Source organism: Enterococcus sp. AZ091 (assembly GCF_051714805.1).
GTDB lineage: Bacteria > Bacillota > Bacilli > Lactobacillales > Enterococcaceae > Enterococcus_D > Enterococcus_D gallinarum.
This window is the reverse complement of sequence record NZ_JBIOSO010000001.1, coordinates 1-18469: the sequence shown is the minus strand read 5'-3', so window position 1 is coordinate 18469 and position 18469 is coordinate 1. Positions and strand designations below refer to the sequence as shown.

Here is an 18469-nt window from a genome sequence, read left to right as displayed (position 1 = left end):
GGTGGTGAAAAGATGACCGAAAAACAAACAATTACAGACGAGATCACTTCGGTACTCGAGGAGATCATCGAAGAACCAGAGAAACAGCCGCAAAAAGGCGAACTGGTTACGCTTGTTAATGATGATGAATTATTGATCGGTACACGCCAATACAAATTGGTGGTAGATTATCGCGAAGGATTTGATCCCCAAAAATTGGGCGAACGGTACAGTGAAGTATTGGCTCGCTACGATTACATCGTAGGGGATTGGGGTTATGAACAGTTGCGTCTAAAAGGTTTTTTTGACAAAGACAATCGCAAAGCATTACCGGATCAGCGGATCGACATGCTAGAGGATTATTTATATGAATACTGTAATTTCGGTTGCGCTTATTTTGTGATTCAACGAGTTGGCGGCAAGAAAGAAAAGAGTACGACCCGACGCCGTAAAAAGAAACCAGCAGCTCAAAGCAATCAAACACGTCCGGCACACATCGATGAGAAACAAGAAGTTGTTTCTCAAAAACAGGTGAAGCCAACGATTAAAAATCGAAAACCAAAAGAAAAAAAGGCGCGATCGACAGAAACGACAGTGAAAAAAACAAATAAAAAAGAATTCACGATCCGTCAACGGGAAGAGTAATTTATGAAATATAAGGGATATTTGATTGATTTAGATGGCACGATCTATTTAGGGAAAGAGCCGATACCAGCAGGCAAACGCTTCGTTGAAGCTTTGCAGAAAAAGGAATTGCCTTTCCTTTTTGTCACAAATAATACGACCCGCAGTCCAGAAACAGTCGCACAACGATTAGCGGATGAATTCGCCATTCATGTGGCGCCTGCAACAATTTATACGGCAAGTTTGGCGACGATCGACTTTATGAAAGACCACGGTCGCGGCAATAAAGTCTTTGTGATCGGCGAAGCAGGGTTGATCGACTTGATTTTAGCGGCCGGTTTTGAATGGGATGACCAAAATCCGGATTATGTCGTCGTTGGTTTAGACAATGATGTCACCTACGAAAAGTTTGTCTTAGCCACATTAGCGATTCAAAAAGGGGCTACCTTTATCGGCACCAATCCAGATAAAAATATCCCTACCGAACGGGGATTGTTACCTGGAGCCGGTTCTTTGATCGCAATGGTGGAGACTGCGACACAGACACCGCCGATTTTCATCGGTAAACCGGAAGCAATTATTATGGACAAAGCCGTGGCACACCTTGGTTTACCAAAAGAGGAAGTCATTATGGTGGGAGATAACTATGAGACGGATATTTGCTCGGGGATTCGGAATGGCATTGATTCCCTATTGGTACTATCCGGTTTTACACCGAAATCTGCTGTGCCTCATTTACCGGAACCCCCAACTTATGTCATTGATTCCTTAGATGAATGGGATTTTGACCAATGAGAAAACAAGTATGGATCGAGCGGCTAGGGATGCTGTGTTTGTTTTTATTTCTGATCAGCTTAGCAATTACGGTAACGATCAATTTTCGCTGGCTATATCATTTTGATATTCAACAGTTGAATATTTTAGATTATACCGACATTTCAAAAGAAGAATTGATAAAAAATTATGGGTTGTTGCTGGATTTCTTGAACAATCCATTGAATACGACATTAGCTTTGCCAGATTTTCCGATGTCAGCGGCAGGAGCTGGACATTTCTATGATGTGAAGAAACTATTTTTATTAAACTATGGTGTACTGCTCGTAACGTTGATCCCCAGTTTCATGCTTCTTAGATCTTTTTGGAAAAATGACCAGCGCTGGCGGTTGTTGCGACCATTGCAGTGGGGGATGCTGCTGCCGATTTTCTTTGGTTTCTTGATGGCAATCGGGTTTGATCGATTTTTTGTGACGTTTCATGAGATTTTCTTCAATAATGACGATTGGCTTTTTGATCCAGTAACGGATCCCATTATCAATGTTCTGCCGGAGACGTTCTTCATGCACTGTTTTATTTTATTTTTTGTACTGATTGAACTGTTTTTCTTTGTGATTTACTGGTGGGCAAAACAAAGTCAAAAAAAGACTATTTCATAAGTGAGAAAAGACCTAGAGGATAGCGGGAACGTCAGTCATACTGGCGTTCCTTGCTAGTATCGCGTAACGATTTACACGGTAGTCCCTTCAGGTGTTTCAGACTTGTGGGATAGTCTTTTTTCGATAGTAGCTGATTTTTACAAGTTTATTGAGTGATGTAATGAGACTTGCTTGGATGCTGGTGCGCCAAACGACTAGCTGCCGAAGCTGCGATTGCACCTACAATATCATCTAAGAATGTATGGACCCGGGGGCCTTCATGACTGTTTAATTCTTTTAAAATACCTGGCTTCACTTTATCGATGTAGCCATAGTTGGTGAAACCGATCGAACCGTAGACATTGACAATGGAAAGTGCCAAAATCTCATCGATACCATACAACCCTTCATCATCTTTGACGATTTCCTGCAATGGATGCAAAAGGCTGTTTTCTTCTGCCAATATATCTAACTGGATACCAGTCAAAATCGTGTTGTGAACCTCACGTTTACTGAGGACTGCGTTCACACTTTCAATGCACATATCTAATGTGATACCTTCGATATAATCTTTTTGTAAAAATAAAACAAGTTCGCCGATATCCTGAAGTGATACGCCGCGCTCTGAAAGTAGTTCCCTTGCCTTATCTTCAAGTGTTTTATTCTCTAATACCATGTGATTCCCTCCAATTCTTTTTTCTTACTTCTATCCTATCTTATCTTGCCCGTGGAATCAAAAAATACCGACGAACAGCAACGTAGTCGTTTCTGAACTGTATGAAAAAAAGTCGCAGAGAAATCCTGCGACCGGTTCTTTTTATAGCTTTTTTCCTTTTTTATACTAGCTCTTTTTTAAGCTGTTTTTTAATATAGTAGTTTTTGCTTTTTTGGTAAGTAGCTTTTTTAAAAAGCTTTTTTAAAGTAGCTTTTTTAAAGTAGCTTTTTTTGCAATTGTTGTTTTGCGGCAACTGCCCAAGGGTGGGCCACTAGCAAATCACCAGTAAACAGCCAGTCAAGATAACATAATGCTGCCGCTCCTAAAGAGTTATCAAGTGCAGCCACTAGCTCATCTAAAAAAGGTGCCGCATCTGCGCGATCCCATTCGATTTTATCTGCTAGGAAAACAATGAGATCCAGCTTTGAAAAATTTTCCTTAAGTGTAGTGTGGCAGGTAATGGCAGACAAAATCTCAGGGTCAGTGATCCCAAAGAGCTCTTTTGCCAAAGTAGCCGATTGTTTTTGATGCAGCAATAATGGTACTTTTCTTTCTTCCGGCACTATCTCCAAACCGTAATATTCTTGAAATGCGAGACGTTCATCATTGGGAATGACCACGCTGATATCATGAAACAATCCAGCAATCGTTGCTTTCTGGCAGTCGCCACCGAAACGTTTGGCAAGTTGCTCAGCGGCATTGGCTACTTCGAGATGATGTTGGACAGTCGATACTTGGTCAAAGGCTTCTAAGTAAACACGCATTTGGTTTGCAAGGGACGCATCAGGTAAATCAATTTTATACCGACTCAGCATGGTCTACTCCTTGAACAAACTAGTGCTGTGGGCAGGTTGTGTCCGGTTTTTAGGATCAATGTAATGAAGCGCATTGTTGACGGCAGTGGGGGCTTCCCCGAAACCAGTAGCAATCAAATCTACTTTGCCATCATATAAGACCACATCCCCGCAAGCGTAGATTCCTGGAATGGATGTCCGCATATCTGATGTAACGAATACGCCTTGTCGAGTGCTTTTTAGTCCCCACTCTTTAATGTTCAAAGTCGAAGAAAAACCGTAATTAACGATCAAAGAGTCCACTTGCAAGGAAACAGATTCATCTCCTTTGACTTGCTGCAAAGCAATTTCAGTTAGACGTTTTTCTCCACTGATATCCTGGATAACATAAGGAGTTAGAATGTTGACAGAAGAAGCGCGCAGTTTGTTGACACTATGTTCATGCGCTCGAAATTCTGGGCGACGATGGATCAAATAAACTTCACTAGCGATTGGTTCAAGCATGAGCGCCCAGTCAATCGCTGAATCGCCACCCCCAGCGATAGCAACTTTGCGGCCCGCATACTTCATCAAGTCAGTTACGAAATAGTCGAGTCCATTGCCTTCAAAACGTTCACTGTCGGGTATAGACAGTTTTCTTGGCTGGAAGGAACCATTGCCTAAGGCTAAAATCACTGCTTTGGAATAGTGATTGCCTTTATCTGTGATCAGTTCTAGGTAGTCTTCGTGCTTTTCGATCTGTAAGACGGTTTCCTCCAAACAGTATTGATGATTGAAGGTAGTCAGTTGCTTTTCAAGATTTTGAACCAATTCACCGGCTTTGATCTTTGGATAACCCGGAATATCATATATATATTTCTCAGGATAGAGCGTGGCCAATTGGCCGCCTAGCTGAGGCAGACTGTCGATCAGTTTGGTTTTTGCGTTGCGCATACCGGCGTAGAAGGCAGAGAACATACCGCTCGGCCCAGCACCAACGATGGTAATATCATATATCTCCATAGTGCATCTCCCTCTGTTGATTGATTATTCTACAGTATCACCTGGACGAATAGCTTCATTATAGCAAAAATTGTCTTAACTAGCATTTTTTCATTTTTCTGCTATCATTGTTTTAGTATTTAGTATAAACAAGGAGGCGTTAAGTGTGTCTGAATTTCCACAGCTACATTTAAAAGAAACAGGTCATAAAGCAGTTATCAAAACGAATCGGGGAGATATCACAGTAGTGCTCTTTCCAGAATTGGCCCCAAAAACCGTGAAAAACTTCGTCGAACTTGCCCAAAAAGGATATTACGACGGTATCATTTTCCACCGTGTTATTCCTGATTTTATGATTCAAGGCGGCGATCCTACCGGTACTGGTATGGGTGGCGAAAGTATTTACGGGGGCAGCTTTGAAGATGAGTTTTCAAAAGAGCTCTTCAATCTTCGCGGAGCATTATCAATGGCTAATGCTGGCCCAAATACAAACGGCAGCCAATTCTTTATTGTCAACAATCAAAACGTACCAGCGAATATGCTTGGTCAATTAGAGGGAGCAGGTTATCCTTCCGAAGTGATCGAAGCATATCAACAAGGTGGAACGCCATGGTTAGACTTCCGTCACACTGTTTTTGGTCATGTTGTAGATGGCATGGATGTAGTGGACGAAATCGCAAATGTTCAACGAGGACCGCAAGACCGTCCTGTTCATGATGTTGTGATCGAAACAATTGAAATCAGTGCATAAAAAAGAACCCCGCGGGGTTCTTTTTTATTGTTTCAGTTCTGTGAATGCAGCAGCAATTTGCAGGAGACCTTTTTGCAGCGTTTCTCGAGGACAAGCCAAGTTGATCCGCATATGTTGCGTTCCGGATGGGCCAAAGTTGATACCTGGATTCAAGACCACTTTTGCTTCTTTGATCAATTTGCGTTGTAACTCTCGGTCAGAAAGACCGTAGGCAGAGAAGTCTAGCCACATAAGATAGGTGCCTTCTGGCTTTTGAAACTTGATTTCAGGTAATTTTTCTACCAAAAACTCACAGGTCCATTCGATATTGGCTGAAAGATAGCTAAGCAATTCATCCAGCCATGCTTCTGACTCTCGATAGGCTGCTTCTGTTGCTACAATACCGAATGTATTGATTTCACTTTGAACATTTTTTTCTTGAACAGTTATGAATTGTTTTTTCAAATCCGGATTTTTGATAAAGATCATTGAATTTTTGATGCCAGCCAAGTTGAATGTTTTGGTTGCTGAAGTTAAAACAATGGAGAAATCAGCAAAAGCAGGATCAACTGTCTGAAATGAAACAAATGTATTCGGAGCAAAAACGATGTCTTGATGAATTTCATCGCTGATCACGAGAACATGATGTTTTTGACAGATCGACCCAATTGTTTGCAGCTCCTCTTTTGTCCACACACGACCACCAGGATTGTGTGGATTACACAAAATCATCAGTTTGACATGGTTATCTACAATAGCAGATTCCATTGCAACGGAATCGATTTCGAAATGCCCGTTTTTTTCGATCAACGGGTTGCGCACAAGTTGACGCTGATTTTTTTCAACAACGTCAGCAAATGGTGGGTACACTGGATCATGAATCATTACACTGTCGCCTTCATTGGTATAGCTCTGCACAGCTAATGCGAGACTAGGGACAACACCACTGTTGAACAAAATCTCCTCTTTTTGTAGCGAGTAGTTGTGTTTTCGTTCTTGCCAAGAAATGATTGCTTCGTACAAACTTTCAGGGAAAACAGTATAGCCGTAAATTCCTTGATCAATCACTTGCTGCAGGGCATTCTTGACCGGCTTAGGTGCCAAAAAATCCATGTCGGCTACCCATAACGGCAGTAAACCTTCTTCCTTATAGGTCGTAGCAATACTGTCCCACTTTACACTATTGGTATTTAACCGTGAATGGACATTGTCAAAATTCGTCATATGTACCCCTCCTAGATCGTTTTTTTCTACTACTTCAAATCTAACACTAGTTCAAGTATAATAAAAGATGAAAAGAGAGGAAATCATATGGACTATCAAATCGGAACTATTATTGACGGAACGGTCACAGGTATACAACCATACGGCGCCTTTGTGTCGCTCGATAAAGAAACACAAGGCTTGATCCATGTTTCTGAGATCCAGTCTGGATACACGAAGAATATTCATGATGTTTTGCAAGTGGGCCAGGAGGTGCGCGTACAGATTATCGATATCGATGAATATAGCCAAAAAATCAGTCTGTCCCGCAGAACATTAGAACAAAAATTTGTTCAGCTTCCTTATAAGCGCAAAAGGTATTTTACGAATAAAAACAAACGAATCGGTTTTCGCACGATTGCTGAAGCATTACCGAAATGGACAGCGGAAGCCAAAGAGATGCTGGAAAAAGAAAACGGAAAGAGATAATCGTGCATATTTTCTGAAAATGTGCTAAAATTGATTTACAATCAGTTGAATAACCGAGGTGGGTATTTTGGGATCCAAAAAAGTGGCAGGAACAGTTATGATGCACTTGGCAAATGGCTCGAAAAAGTTTTTGATGCAGACGCACGAAGGTACCGCAGAACTGGCATCTACAGACTTCTCTGAAGATAAGACCGGTCTAGCAAATATTTTACAATTGTTTAAAGACAGTATTCATTTAGACGTGACAGCGATCGATCTTGTTGAATTAACCAATGGTTCGATTGATGCTGAGAATATTCCACTTTTTGTTTTTGAAACCCAAGAATCAGGACAAGACAAACAACTACCTGATGGTTATGCGTGGGAAGAACCGAATGTTTTCAGACAAATTATTGAAGATTACAAAATAGAAGGTATGCCATTCTTCTAATCAAATGGATAGAAGACAACTACATAAAAAAGCCGTTGATACGGCTTTTTTTCTTTTTAGAAAATTTATTGGAGAAAAACAGAAAATATGCTTGACCCTCAGATAGAATAATGGTAAATTTATCAACGTTGGCAAAACACGCCGACAGTCAAAACCTTTCAAAAAAACTTTTTGAAAAAAGGGCTTGACCAAAACGGAAACAGATGATATTATAACGAAGTCGAAAATTTAAAAAATCAATTTGATGCTGATGCAGCAACAAAAAAGATTGAAAAAAGTTGTTGACAAATAACAATTCATTTGTTATTCTAATGAAGTCGCTGATGACGCACAGGAAGTTGTTGAATAAACACTTTCGAAAAAAACTTTTAAAAAAGAGTTGACATTCACTTGTTGATCTGATATGATTTAAAAGTTGCTAACGCAGCGCAGTAGACCTTTGAAAACTGAACAAAGCAAGCAAACGAACCAATGTGTAGGGCGCTTCATTTATGAAGCAAAATACATGCAAGCAATAGCTAGCAAAGTTAATTTTATTTGAGCTTAACGATCCTATGGATCGTTCAAACAAATCATTATGAGAGTTTGATCCTGGCTCAGGACGAACGCTGGCGGCGTGCCTAATACATGCAAGTCGAACGCTTTTTCTTTTACCGGAGCTTGCTCCACCGAAAGAAAAAGAGTGGCGAACGGGTGAGTAACACGTGGGTAACCTGCCCATCAGAAGGGGATAACACTTGGAAACAGGTGCTAATACCGTATAACACTATTTTCCGCATGGAAGAAAGTTGAAAGGCGCTTTTGCGTCACTGATGGATGGACCCGCGGTGCATTAGCTAGTTGGTGAGGTAACGGCTCACCAAGGCCACGATGCATAGCCGACCTGAGAGGGTGATCGGCCACACTGGGACTGAGACACGGCCCAGACTCCTACGGGAGGCAGCAGTAGGGAATCTTCGGCAATGGACGAAAGTCTGACCGAGCAACGCCGCGTGAGTGAAGAAGGTTTTCGGATCGTAAAACTCTGTTGTTAGAGAAGAACAAGGATGAGAGTAGAACGTTCATCCCTTGACGGTATCTAACCAGAAAGCCACGGCTAACTACGTGCCAGCAGCCGCGGTAATACGTAGGTGGCAAGCGTTGTCCGGATTTATTGGGCGTAAAGCGAGCGCAGGCGGTTTCTTAAGTCTGATGTGAAAGCCCCCGGCTCAACCGGGGAGGGTCATTGGAAACTGGGAGACTTGAGTGCAGAAGAGGAGAGTGGAATTCCATGTGTAGCGGTGAAATGCGTAGATATATGGAGGAACACCAGTGGCGAAGGCGGCTCTCTGGTCTGTAACTGACGCTGAGGCTCGAAAGCGTGGGGAGCGAACAGGATTAGATACCCTGGTAGTCCACGCCGTAAACGATGAGTGCTAAGTGTTGGAGGGTTTCCGCCCTTCAGTGCTGCAGCAAACGCATTAAGCACTCCGCCTGGGGAGTACGACCGCAAGGTTGAAACTCAAAGGAATTGACGGGGGCCCGCACAAGCGGTGGAGCATGTGGTTTAATTCGAAGCAACGCGAAGAACCTTACCAGGTCTTGACATCCTTTGACCACTCTAGAGATAGAGCTTCCCCTTCGGGGGCAAAGTGACAGGTGGTGCATGGTTGTCGTCAGCTCGTGTCGTGAGATGTTGGGTTAAGTCCCGCAACGAGCGCAACCCTTATTGTTAGTTGCCATCATTTAGTTGGGCACTCTAGCGAGACTGCCGGTGACAAACCGGAGGAAGGTGGGGATGACGTCAAATCATCATGCCCCTTATGACCTGGGCTACACACGTGCTACAATGGGAAGTACAACGAGTTGCGAAGTCGCGAGGCTAAGCTAATCTCTTAAAGCTTCTCTCAGTTCGGATTGTAGGCTGCAACTCGCCTACATGAAGCCGGAATCGCTAGTAATCGCGGATCAGCACGCCGCGGTGAATACGTTCCCGGGCCTTGTACACACCGCCCGTCACACCACGAGAGTTTGTAACACCCGAAGTCGGTGAGGTAACCTTTTTGGAGCCAGCCGCCTAAGGTGGGATAGATGATTGGGGTGAAGTCGTAACAAGGTAGCCGTATCGGAAGGTGCGGCTGGATCACCTCCTTTCTAAGGAATAATACGGAAGACTACACATCGTTTGCCTTTGTTCAGTTTTGAGAGGTTTACTCTCAAAATAGTTTGTTCATTGAAAACTGGATATCGAAGAAAATCAAAACAAGTAACACACACCGAGTTGACAAGTTAAAGAGTTTTTTAATAAGTTCAACGCTTATTTTCTTGAGCAACCTTCTATCGCTAGAAGAAGTACTCACCGACCGTAAGGTCAAAGGTTAAGTGAATAAGGGCGCACGGTGGATGCCTTGGCACTAGGAGCCGATGAAGGACGGGACTAACACCGATATGCTTTGGGGAGCTGTAAGTAAGCTATGATCCAGAGATTTCCGAATGGGGGAACCCAGCATCTTTTATAGGATGTTACACAGTTGTGAATACATAGCAGCTGTGAGGTAGACGCAGAGAACTGAAACATCTAAGTACCTGCAGGAAGAGAAAGAAAATTCGATTCCCTGAGTAGCGGCGAGCGAAACGGGAAAAGCCCAAACCAACAAGCTTGCTTGTTGGGGTTGTAGGACTCCGATATGGTAGTTGAAACAGATAGTCGAAATACTTGGAAAAGTATGTCAAAGAGGGTAAAAACCCCGTAGATGAAATCTGGCTCACACCTAGGAGGATCCTGAGTACGGCGGAACACGAGGAATTCCGTCGGAATCCGGGAGGACCATCTCCCAAGGCTAAATACTCCCTAGTGACCGATAGTGAACCAGTACCGTGAGGGAAAGGTGAAAAGCACCCCGGAAGGGGAGTGAAATAGATCCTGAAACCGTGTGCCTACAACAAGTTAGAGCCCGTTAATGGGTGATAGCGTGCCTTTTGTAGAATGAACCGGCGAGTTACGATAGCATGCGAGGTTAAGTTGAAGAGACGGAGCCGCAGCGAAAGCGAGTCTGAATAGGGCGAATGAGTATGTTGTCGTAGACCCGAAACCATGTGATCTACCCATGTCCAGGTTGAAGGTGCGGTAAAACGCACTGGAGGACCGAACCCACGTACGTTGAAAAGTGCGGGGATGAGGTGTGGGTAGCGGAGAAATTCCAAACGAACTTGGAGATAGCTGGTTCTCTCCGAAATAGCTTTAGGGCTAGCCTCGGAATTGAGAATGATGGAGGTAGAGCACTGTTTGGACTAGGGGCCCATCTCGGGTTACCGAATTCAGATAAACTCCGAATGCCATTCATTCATATCCGGGAGTCAGACTGTGAGTGATAAGATCCATAGTCGAAAGGGAAACAGCCCAGACCACCAGCTAAGGTCCCCAAATAACTATTAAGTGGAAAAGGATGTGGGGTTGCACAGACAACTAGGATGTTGGCTTAGAAGCAGCCACCATTTAAAGAGTGCGTAATAGCTCACTAGTCGAGTGACCCTGCGCCGAAAATGTACCGGGGCTAAATAGTTTACCGAAGCTGTGGAGTGCACCATAAGGTGCATTGGTAGGAGAGCGTTCTAAGGGCGTTGAAGGTAGATCGTGAGGACTACTGGAGCGCTTAGAAGTGAGAATGCCGGTATGAGTAGCGAAAGACAGGTGAGAATCCTGTCCACCGTATGACTAAGGTTTCCTGGGGAAGGCTCGTCCGCCCAGGGTTAGTCGGGACCTAAGCCGAGGCCGACAGGCGTAGGCGATGGACAACAGGTTGATATTCCTGTACCCGTTGTTTTTGTTTGAGCAATGGAGGGACGCAGGAGGCTAAGAAGTGCAGACTGATGGATATGTCTGTTCAAGCAGTGAGTCTTAGTGGGAGTCAAATGCTTCTACTTTCAAGGACAAGCTGTGATGAGGAGGGAAATAATAGTACCGAAGCTTCTGATGTCACACTGCCAAGAAAAGCTTCTAGTGAGAAAACAATGGCCCGTACCGCAAACCGACACAGGTAGTCGAGGAGAGCATCCTAAGGTGAGCGAGAGAACTCTCGTTAAGGAACTCGGCAAAATGACCCCGTAACTTCGGGAGAAGGGGTGCTGCTCTAACGAGCAGCCGCAGTGAATAGGCCCAAGCGACTGTTTATCAAAAACACAGGTCTCTGCAAAATCGAAAGATGACGTATAGGGGCTGACGCCTGCCCGGTGCTGGAAGGTTAAGAGGAGTGCTTAGCGTAAGCGAAGGTACGAATTGAAGCCCCAGTAAACGGCGGCCGTAACTATAACGGTCCTAAGGTAGCGAAATTCCTTGTCGGGTAAGTTCCGACCCGCACGAAAGGCGTAACGATTTGGGCACTGTCTCAACGAGAGACTCGGTGAAATTTTAGTACCTGTGAAGATGCAGGTTACCCGCGACAGGACGGAAAGACCCCATGGAGCTTTACTGTAGTTTGATATTGAGTGTCTGTACCGCATGTACAGGATAGGTAGGAGCCGTAGAGATCGGGACGCCAGTTTCGATGGAGGCAATGGTGGGATACTACCCTTGCGTTATGGCCACTCTAACCCGCAGCCCTTAACGGGCTGGGAGACAGTGTCAGATGGGCAGTTTGACTGGGGCGGTCGCCTCCTAAAAGGTAACGGAGGCGCCCAAAGGTTCCCTCAGAATGGTTGGAAATCATTCGAAGAGTGTAAAGGCAGAAGGGAGCTTGACTGCGAGAGCTACAACTCGAGCAGGGACGAAAGTCGGGCTTAGTGATCCGGTGGTTCCGCATGGAAGGGCCATCGCTCAACGGATAAAAGCTACCCTGGGGATAACAGGCTTATCTCCCCCAAGAGTCCACATCGACGGGGAGGTTTGGCACCTCGATGTCGGCTCGTCGCATCCTGGGGCTGTAGTCGGTCCCAAGGGTTGGGCTGTTCGCCCATTAAAGCGGCACGCGAGCTGGGTTCAGAACGTCGTGAGACAGTTCGGTCCCTATCCGTCGCGGGCGTTGGAAATTTGAGAGGAGCTGTCCTTAGTACGAGAGGACCGGGATGGACTTACCGCTGGTGTACCAGTTGTCTCGCCAGAGGCATCGCTGGGTAGCTATGTAGGGAAGGGATAAACGCTGAAAGCATCTAAGTGTGAAGCCCACCTCAAGATGAGATTTCCCATTTCTTTAAGAAAGTAAGATCCCTGAGAGATGATCAGGTAGATAGGTCAGAAGTGGAAGGCCAGTGATGGTTGGAGCGGACTGATACTAATCGATCGAGGACTTAACCACGATTGAAAAAAGCAAGGAAACTCGGAAGAGTTTTGATTCTTCGATCCAGTTTTGAGTGAGCAACACTTACTCAATTGAATAGTGTGGTGGCGATAGCGAGAAGGATACACCTGTAACCATGCCGAACACAGAAGTTAAGCTTCTTAGCGCCGATTGTAGTGAAGGGTTTCCCTTTGTGAGAGTAGGACGTCGCCACGCTGTTTCATTCCGGCATAGCTCAGTTGGTAGTAGCGCATGACTGTTAATCATGATGTCGTAGGTTCGAGTCCTACTGCCGGAGTTATCGATAGCTGTGAAGCTATCTTTTTTTTGCCATTTTGGAGCGGTCTTTCTACTAGCGGAAAGATCGCTCTTTTTTTGCAGATAAAAGTTAAAACTATTTTGAGGAATCCAAAGATCAGTCGATTTGTCGAATGTTTCAAAAAAGAAGCGTTTGCGGGAGAGTCCTTTTTTTCCTATAATAAGGAAAAGGGGAGATGACATGAAACAACAATTATTTTTTGATTTAGATGGTACGATCATTGATTCTAGCGAAGGAATCTATTCTTCGATTCGCTATGCACTGGAAAAATTGGGACATGAACCTCTCTCAACCGATGGATTGAGAGCTTTTATTGGTCCACCACTGATTAATTCTTTTCGTGAGCTGGGCTTTACAGAAGAGACTGCGCAGCGTGCTGTGAATTATTATCGGGAGAATTATCGAGAAAAAGGGATGTTTCAGATTACGCCTTACGAAAAAATCGAAACCACTTTGGCTGAACTTTCGGAAACACATGATGTCTTCATTGCTACATCAAAACCAGAGATATTCGCAAAAGAAATTTTAAGTTACTTAGATTTTACAGATTACTTCAAAGGAATTTACGGAGCTGATCTTGAAAATAAGCGGGGAGAAAAAGCGGCAGTCCTTGCATATGCACTAGAGAAGGCGGATGGCAATACAAGTGCCTTAATGATTGGTGATCGAAGCCATGACATTCTAGGAGCAAAAGCCAATGGGTTATCCGCGATCGGTGTTCTTTATGGATTTGGTAGCGAGGAAGAACTACTTTCTGCAGGAGCAGTCGCTTTGGCAGAAAAACCCCTAGATTTGCTGGAATTGATCAGAATGGATCATGCTGGAAAATAAATGCAAAAAAGAGCTTAGAACAGAGGAAGAAAGGTGATTATCCCCGCGATGTTTGATTAGTAGCGGGACTTACTTCGACTCTTTTTTAAGCTCATGAATGTTATTTGATGGTAGTAGTTTTTAGGACTAAGACGTTATTATCCAGATAGCCACTCTCATTTTTCAAAACGAGGGTGCCGGAAGTCGGATGCACCATTAACTCGAGGTGACCAGTTAAAAACATTGTGTCGTACTCAGAAGTATAGAAAGTAAACAAATTGCTAGTGATCTCTAATGTAAAAGGAACAATGATTTCTTCAATAGGTGCGATCAAGAAACGCTCGCCAATCATACAGCAGCCTTCAGCAGAGGAAAACTGGTTGGAACCATCATTGGCTGTCAAGATAAATTGAGTTGTACCTTGTGGAAGACGTTGTGCTGCTTCTGTGGTAATCGTTAGCTCCATTTCTAGTACCTTCTTTCTATAAAAGCAATTGCTATTTTTCTTTGTTGGCTGATTGACTTGAACATAAAAAACTTATAAACAGATAACGAAAAGCATTGGACCAGATAGTTAGCTTGTGGAAGACGACTAAAAGGGCACAATGCTTCTTTTGTTATTTTAACATGGAAATGCTAAGATGCAAAGACTCAGGTGTTATTTCGTTCCTATCGTAGTAAGAAGTAGGCTATCAATCCGAGAATCACGAAAAAAAGACCAATATACAGAATAAAAGTTAACAGGGCTTGAAAGAATTGACGCATTGTCTTCACCTCAAATCAGTTGTTCACTATGATTCTAGCATGAAAGAGCCTGTTTGAATGAAATTCTAGAAATCTTTGTAGATGTTTAAGGTTTATTCATGGGAAATGAAGTAAAAAAACATATATTGCATGCAATTGGAACAGAAAAAATAAAAATAACAAAGCAGTTCATTCGTGAATCTTTCAGCTGTCACTTGAATGTGGTAAACTAAAGAGGAGGGGATAAAAATGTTGCGTACATGTCAAAATGTTCTCGTTGCGTTAGATGGTTCTGAGCAATCAGAAAAGGCCTTTTGGGAAGCTGTCGATATTTGCAAACGAAACAAAGCCAAACTGTATGTCCTTTCAATCATTAACAATGCAGAGCTTTCAACGAGTGCTTATTCTTTTTCAAAGCTATTTGAACAGGAAAAGACGAGGGTTGAAACCGAGATGCTAAAGAAAATCTATGATGCAAATAACCATGGTGTCGAAGACGTTGCGGTGATCGTAGAGGTAGGAGACCCTAAGCGATTTATCATCCATGCAGCAACAGAAACTTATCCAATTGATCTAATCGTGATTGGTGCGACGGGTAAAGGAACTCTCACAAGAGCTGTGGTGGGATCGACAACTGACTATGTCGTCAACCATGCAAAATGTTCGGTATTTGTTGTGAAATAAACTATTGATTTGTTTGATCAAAAAAGGGAAATCAGGTAACTGCTGATTTCCCTTTTTTATTTGATGAAAGTTATATTGGGATTATTCAAACCCACTAGTGGAGATATTTTTGTGAATCATAAGAATTTATCTTCGTATAATTTAAATGAATATTACGATCATATTTTCTATCTCTCACAAGATGCTCCTATTTTTCAGGGAACATTAAAAGAAACTATTGTTTTTGACAAAAATATACCAGATATTCAAGTAATAGAGGCACTAGAGAAATGTCAATTAGGACATTTTTATCATTCACTTGAAGAAGGATTAGATACACGAATTGGTGAAAAAGGTTCTAATATTTCTGGTGGAGAGAAGCAGCGTATTGCGTTTGCGAGAATGTTCTTTTCTACTGCAGAGATAATAGTGATAGATGAGGCCACTTCGGCATTGGATGAATCAACCGAAGAAAAGTTGCTCAAAGAAGTAATGAAAATATTTAAGAATAGGATCGTCCTTATGATTACCCATCGTCCGAAAAACCTGGAAATTGTTGATGAAGTAATCGTACTTAGTAATGGTTATAAAATCAGATAAGTGATTTCACCGTATACGGAGTAAATAGACTAACTACGACTAACTGGAGAGCAGCAAGGTCTGAATACGAAATAAGCTGGGAATGTTTATGCTAGTTTATTTTTTCTGCAATAACTCTCCATTTTCCTGTTTTCCGTAACTATTTAATTTCCCACTTCCAACTAATTTCCCACACGTACTATTTAAATAGTTTGTAGTTGCTTTATTCAAGGCAGGTGTTCGTATATTTTCTAATTGAAGTGTCGTTTTGTTTTTTCGTATTTTTTCCTAATTTAAGGAAAATAATTGACATTTATAAATGATAAAGAGTACAATTATGAAAAATAAAACGAAAAAGAGGAAAAAATATGAAAAATGTTCTAAAAGAAAATAAGCAATTTGTATTAATAACCAGTCTATTAGTTGTTATTGGCTCTTTAACATCAATGATTACTCCTCTATTCATACAATATTTTAATGAAAATAAGATCAAACTAACCTATGAGATAATGCTCTTTATATTTATAGTTATGTTGTTTTCTTTCTTATTGCAGACTTTCATGCTCGTGTATAGAGAAAATTTTGCAGCAAAGTTTAATTCGAATTATTTGTTCAAACTGATAAGTAAGCTGACTAAAATTTCTTATGATGGTTTTATTGAAAAAGAACCCACGTATTTAATTAATCGTATATTTACTTCAGTGGATTCTTTATATTTATTTTTGATTAATAGTGTATCGACTATAGTAAAGTCATGTTTTGTAATTTTGTTATCTCTAGGAATTGTTGGATTTATATCATGGAAAATTTTTTTGCTCTTATTGATATTACTTCCTTTAAATTTAGTTGGCTTTAAGCATATTAACAAGCAATTATCTATTAGAATGGAAAAAATGCAAAAAGATGCTGCAAGTGCAAATAAAGATTTAATTGTGACATTATCAAATGTGGATAATATAAAATCCCAAGCTAATGTATCTGCATTAGAACATCTGCTTAAACCAAAGATGATTGCAATGTATGATTCATTAGCAAATAATAATAAATATGCACAAGTTACTAGTAATGCTATTGTCTTTATTAATCAATTGGTTCAAAATATGACTTATATTTGGGCGAGTATATTAATTGTTCAAAATGAATTTCCTGTGGGAAATTTAATTATTCTAAGTATTGTTATTCCAATGTATTATTCCGCTTTAAGTGATTTATCTAAGGCAAATGTAGATTATAAATCTTTAACTATTTCTAATGAGTTCATTAAGAATAATCTTGACTTATTACGTGAAGAAAATGGGGAAATAGAAATACAAAATATAAACAATATTGAGTTTAATTTCCCATCATTTTTAATAAATAAACAAATTTTTAATTATAATTTAAAAGAAGTAGTGAATAAAGAGGATATAGTTTATATAGAAGGAGATTCTGGTAGTGGAAAAACTTCTCTATTGAGACTGATGTTGAAATTTAGAAAATCTAAAGGAATAAAGATCAATGGATTAGAAATTAACAGCTTGGAAAATTCAAGTTTAAGGAATAAAATTGCTTATATTTCACAAGATCCAACGATTTTGTCTACGTCATTAGAAAACAATATAGGAATGGGAAGAAAACTAACCAGAGATGAAAAATATTTGATTGAAACATCTGGTATTTTAAGTCCGATATTTAAAGAAAAGCATTGGGATAGTGTATTATTAGAAAATGGTGCGAATTTATCTGGAGGAGAAAAACAAAGAATTGCAGTATGTAGATTAATTATATCTGATGCAGAATTATATATTTTAGATGAAAGCATTAGTAATATAGATAAAGAATCTGCAAATGCAATATTGAATTTCATTACAATCAAATCACAAGAGAAAATTATTTTATATACAACCCATGATAAATCATTCAAGAAATACGCGAACAAAATTATTAATGTAAGGAGATAAACTATGAATCACGATTTGCTAAGTGTATCTGAAGTTGCGGATGCATTGGGAGTAACTACAAGAACTATTAGAAACTACTTGTCTGATGGTAAATTAAAAGGGCAAAAGATTGGTGGACAATGGAAATTTTTGAAATCCGAAGTGTATCGTTTTATAGGTCAGTCAGTTGAGAACCCTGTTACTAACTTTTTTGAAAACGAGAATAATTTTAAAACGGGTTCAATACTCGTCATTAATATTCCAATCTCTAGTATGAGGTTAGTTGAAAATTTAAAAAATGATTTGTTGAATCAATATAACAATGTATACGATGGAGAAAACCGACAGTTCTTTTACCAGGCAATTTCTAAAGAACAAGCCAGAGTAATAATACAAGGCCCTATAGAATACGTAGCTAGTTTTGGTGACTGGATAAATAATAGGCTAAGAAGTTATTCTTGAGAATCATTGATATTTATGATTGTTCAAATGAACATAATGAACAGTGTGAAATAGTGATGCAATGCAGGGACCGTTTATCATTTTCGTTGTTGAAATAAGGAGCAACTGAAAATAATCGGTGCTAACTGCAAACAAAAAAACAACGTCCCAAGAACGTTGTTTTGAGAAAGCCACTTGACGGGCTTGAACCGTCGACCTCATCCTTACCATGGATGCGCTCTACCAACTGAGCTAAAGCGGCTTGTTATTTAACACAAGATATAGAATACCTGAAAGCCTGCTGTTTGTCAATTCCATTTTTTCAAGAGTACTGGGATTTTTTGTCAAAAAAGGTGAACAACAAGACAAAGAAGCAAAAATTTCT

At 41.1% G+C, this 18469-nt stretch carries 16 protein-coding genes, 2 tRNA genes and 3 rRNA genes; 15 read left to right on the top strand and 6 right to left on the bottom strand.

Annotation, left to right across the window (positions count from 1 at the left end):
• The first annotated feature begins 12 nt into the window (after nucleotides 1-12).
• From IGJ28_RS00105 to IGJ28_RS00095, 3 genes are read left to right on the top strand one after another with little or no spacing between them, the layout of a single operon-like run.
• Complete coding sequence (locus IGJ28_RS00105) at nucleotides 13-624, top strand: YutD family protein (RefSeq protein ID WP_103300409.1); 612 nt, start codon at nucleotides 13-15, stop codon at nucleotides 622-624.
• A 3-nt stretch (nucleotides 625-627) separates the two neighbouring features.
• Entirely contained in the window at nucleotides 628-1398 is a 771-nt protein-coding gene (locus IGJ28_RS00100) for a TIGR01457 family HAD-type hydrolase (protein ID WP_021149204.1), read from the top strand.
• The gene (locus IGJ28_RS00095; RefSeq protein ID WP_003128784.1) at nucleotides 1395-2036 is read left to right on the top strand and encodes a TIGR01906 family membrane protein; all 642 of its coding nucleotides are present in this window, start codon (nucleotides 1395-1397) and stop codon (nucleotides 2034-2036) included. Before IGJ28_RS00100 ends, IGJ28_RS00095 begins: the two co-directional genes overlap by 4 nt.
• Before the next feature lie 145 nt (nucleotides 2037-2181).
• On the opposite strand, the gene IGJ28_RS00090 is transcribed toward IGJ28_RS00095, so the two are convergent.
• From IGJ28_RS00090 to IGJ28_RS00080, 3 genes are all read right to left on the bottom strand, one after another.
• Nucleotides 2182-2691 carry a phosphatidylglycerophosphatase A family protein gene (locus tag IGJ28_RS00090; RefSeq protein ID WP_003128785.1) on the bottom strand — a complete coding sequence of 170 codons (510 nt, stop codon included), beginning with the start codon at nucleotides 2689-2691 and terminating at the stop codon, nucleotides 2182-2184.
• Between the two features lie 254 nt (nucleotides 2692-2945).
• Complete coding sequence (yqeK, locus tag IGJ28_RS00085; protein ID WP_219645425.1) at nucleotides 2946-3545, bottom strand: bis(5'-nucleosyl)-tetraphosphatase (symmetrical) YqeK; 600 nt, start codon at nucleotides 3543-3545, stop codon at nucleotides 2946-2948.
• A gap of 3 nt (nucleotides 3546-3548) precedes the next feature.
• A complete protein-coding gene (locus IGJ28_RS00080) occupies nucleotides 3549-4526 on the bottom strand; it encodes an NAD(P)/FAD-dependent oxidoreductase (protein ID WP_003128789.1) in 978 nt (325 codons plus the stop codon).
• A gap of 145 nt (nucleotides 4527-4671) precedes the next feature.
• Here IGJ28_RS00080 and IGJ28_RS00075 point away from each other — a divergent pair, with 145 nt between their 5' ends.
• Complete coding sequence (locus IGJ28_RS00075) at nucleotides 4672-5256, top strand: peptidylprolyl isomerase (protein ID WP_003128790.1); 585 nt, start codon at nucleotides 4672-4674, stop codon at nucleotides 5254-5256.
• Between the two features lie 24 nt (nucleotides 5257-5280).
• On the opposite strand, the gene IGJ28_RS00070 is transcribed toward IGJ28_RS00075, so the two are convergent.
• Entirely contained in the window at nucleotides 5281-6459 is a 1179-nt protein-coding gene (locus IGJ28_RS00070; protein ID WP_252712624.1) for a MalY/PatB family protein, read from the bottom strand.
• An 87-nt stretch (nucleotides 6460-6546) separates the two neighbouring features.
• Here IGJ28_RS00070 and IGJ28_RS00065 point away from each other — a divergent pair, with 87 nt between their 5' ends.
• The 7 genes from IGJ28_RS00065 (at nucleotide 6547) to IGJ28_RS00035 (ending at nucleotide 13759) form a co-directional block, all read left to right on the top strand.
• Nucleotides 6547-6927: a CvfD/Ygs/GSP13 family RNA-binding post-transcriptional regulator gene (locus IGJ28_RS00065; RefSeq protein WP_003128793.1), complete on the top strand. Its 381-nt coding sequence runs from the start codon at nucleotides 6547-6549 to the stop codon at nucleotides 6925-6927.
• 67 nt (nucleotides 6928-6994) lie between these two features.
• Nucleotides 6995-7357: a hypothetical protein gene (locus tag IGJ28_RS00060; RefSeq protein WP_021149210.1), complete on the top strand. Its 363-nt coding sequence runs from the start codon at nucleotides 6995-6997 to the stop codon at nucleotides 7355-7357.
• 573 nt (nucleotides 7358-7930) lie between these two features.
• Nucleotides 7931-9490: ribosomal RNA gene (locus IGJ28_RS00055) — 16S ribosomal RNA — on the top strand.
• 222 nt (nucleotides 9491-9712) lie between these two features.
• Nucleotides 9713-12627, top strand: a 23S ribosomal RNA gene (locus IGJ28_RS00050).
• Between the two features lie 82 nt (nucleotides 12628-12709).
• Nucleotides 12710-12825 (top strand): 5S ribosomal RNA (rrf, locus tag IGJ28_RS00045).
• Together the 16S, 23S and 5S rRNA genes with 1 tRNA gene alongside form the textbook arrangement of a ribosomal RNA operon.
• Nucleotides 12826-12833: 8 nt before the next feature.
• Nucleotides 12834-12907, top strand: a tRNA-Asn gene (locus IGJ28_RS00040).
• Nucleotides 12908-13108: 201 nt separating this feature from the next.
• On the top strand, nucleotides 13109-13759 hold the full coding sequence (locus IGJ28_RS00035) for an HAD-IA family hydrolase (RefSeq protein WP_103300544.1): 651 nt from the start codon (nucleotides 13109-13111) through the stop codon (nucleotides 13757-13759).
• A gap of 100 nt (nucleotides 13760-13859) precedes the next feature.
• Here the strand turns inward: IGJ28_RS00035 and IGJ28_RS00030 are convergent, their stop codons facing one another.
• Complete coding sequence (locus IGJ28_RS00030) at nucleotides 13860-14204, bottom strand: iron-sulfur cluster biosynthesis family protein (RefSeq protein ID WP_103300545.1); 345 nt, start codon at nucleotides 14202-14204, stop codon at nucleotides 13860-13862.
• 527 nt (nucleotides 14205-14731) lie between these two features.
• On the opposite strand from IGJ28_RS00030, the gene IGJ28_RS00025 reads away from it, so the two are divergent.
• The 4 genes from IGJ28_RS00025 (at nucleotide 14732) to IGJ28_RS00010 (ending at nucleotide 18105) form a co-directional block, all read left to right on the top strand.
• A complete protein-coding gene (locus IGJ28_RS00025; RefSeq protein ID WP_003127309.1) occupies nucleotides 14732-15166 on the top strand; it encodes a universal stress protein in 435 nt (144 codons plus the stop codon).
• A gap of 63 nt (nucleotides 15167-15229) precedes the next feature.
• A complete protein-coding gene (locus tag IGJ28_RS00020) occupies nucleotides 15230-15745 on the top strand; it encodes an ATP-binding cassette domain-containing protein (RefSeq protein WP_254005534.1) in 516 nt (171 codons plus the stop codon).
• Nucleotides 15746-16092: 347 nt separating this feature from the next.
• Nucleotides 16093-17664: an ATP-binding cassette domain-containing protein gene (locus IGJ28_RS00015; protein WP_252712629.1), complete on the top strand. Its 1572-nt coding sequence runs from the start codon at nucleotides 16093-16095 to the stop codon at nucleotides 17662-17664.
• A gap of 3 nt (nucleotides 17665-17667) precedes the next feature.
• A complete protein-coding gene (locus tag IGJ28_RS00010; protein WP_103300548.1) occupies nucleotides 17668-18105 on the top strand; it encodes a helix-turn-helix domain-containing protein in 438 nt (145 codons plus the stop codon).
• A gap of 168 nt (nucleotides 18106-18273) precedes the next feature.
• Here the strand turns inward: IGJ28_RS00010 and IGJ28_RS00005 are convergent.
• A tRNA-Thr gene (locus tag IGJ28_RS00005) sits at nucleotides 18274-18346 on the bottom strand.
• Nucleotides 18347-18469 lie beyond the last annotated feature (123 nt).

Bases quoted from the DNA above. Each gene is read 5' to 3' on its own strand.
- IGJ28_RS00105 (WP_103300409.1), top strand. From the start codon at position 13: ATGACCGAAAAACAAACAATTACAGACGAGATCACTTCGGTACTCGAG.
- IGJ28_RS00100 (WP_021149204.1), top strand. From the start codon at position 628: ATGAAATATAAGGGATATTTGATTGATTTAGATGGCACGATCTATTTA.
- IGJ28_RS00095 (WP_003128784.1), top strand. From the start codon at position 1,395: ATGAGAAAACAAGTATGGATCGAGCGGCTAGGGATGCTGTGTTTGTTT.
- IGJ28_RS00090 (WP_003128785.1), bottom strand. From the start codon at position 2,691: ATGGTATTAGAGAATAAAACACTTGAAGATAAGGCAAGGGAACTACTT.
- yqeK (WP_219645425.1), bottom strand. From the start codon at position 3,545: ATGCTGAGTCGGTATAAAATTGATTTACCTGATGCGTCCCTTGCAAAC.
- IGJ28_RS00080 (WP_003128789.1), bottom strand. From the start codon at position 4,526: ATGGAGATATATGATATTACCATCGTTGGTGCTGGGCCGAGCGGTATG.
- IGJ28_RS00070 (WP_252712624.1), bottom strand. From the start codon at position 6,459: ATGACGAATTTTGACAATGTCCATTCACGGTTAAATACCAATAGTGTA.
- IGJ28_RS00065 (WP_003128793.1), top strand. From the start codon at position 6,547: ATGGACTATCAAATCGGAACTATTATTGACGGAACGGTCACAGGTATA.
- IGJ28_RS00035 (WP_103300544.1), top strand. From the start codon at position 13,109: ATGAAACAACAATTATTTTTTGATTTAGATGGTACGATCATTGATTCT.
- IGJ28_RS00030 (WP_103300545.1), bottom strand. From the start codon at position 14,204: ATGGAGCTAACGATTACCACAGAAGCAGCACAACGTCTTCCACAAGGT.
- IGJ28_RS00025 (WP_003127309.1), top strand. From the start codon at position 14,732: ATGTTGCGTACATGTCAAAATGTTCTCGTTGCGTTAGATGGTTCTGAG.
- IGJ28_RS00020 (WP_254005534.1), top strand. From the start codon at position 15,230: ATGAAAGTTATATTGGGATTATTCAAACCCACTAGTGGAGATATTTTT.
- IGJ28_RS00015 (WP_252712629.1), top strand. From the start codon at position 16,093: ATGAAAAATGTTCTAAAAGAAAATAAGCAATTTGTATTAATAACCAGT.
- IGJ28_RS00010 (WP_103300548.1), top strand. From the start codon at position 17,668: ATGAATCACGATTTGCTAAGTGTATCTGAAGTTGCGGATGCATTGGGA.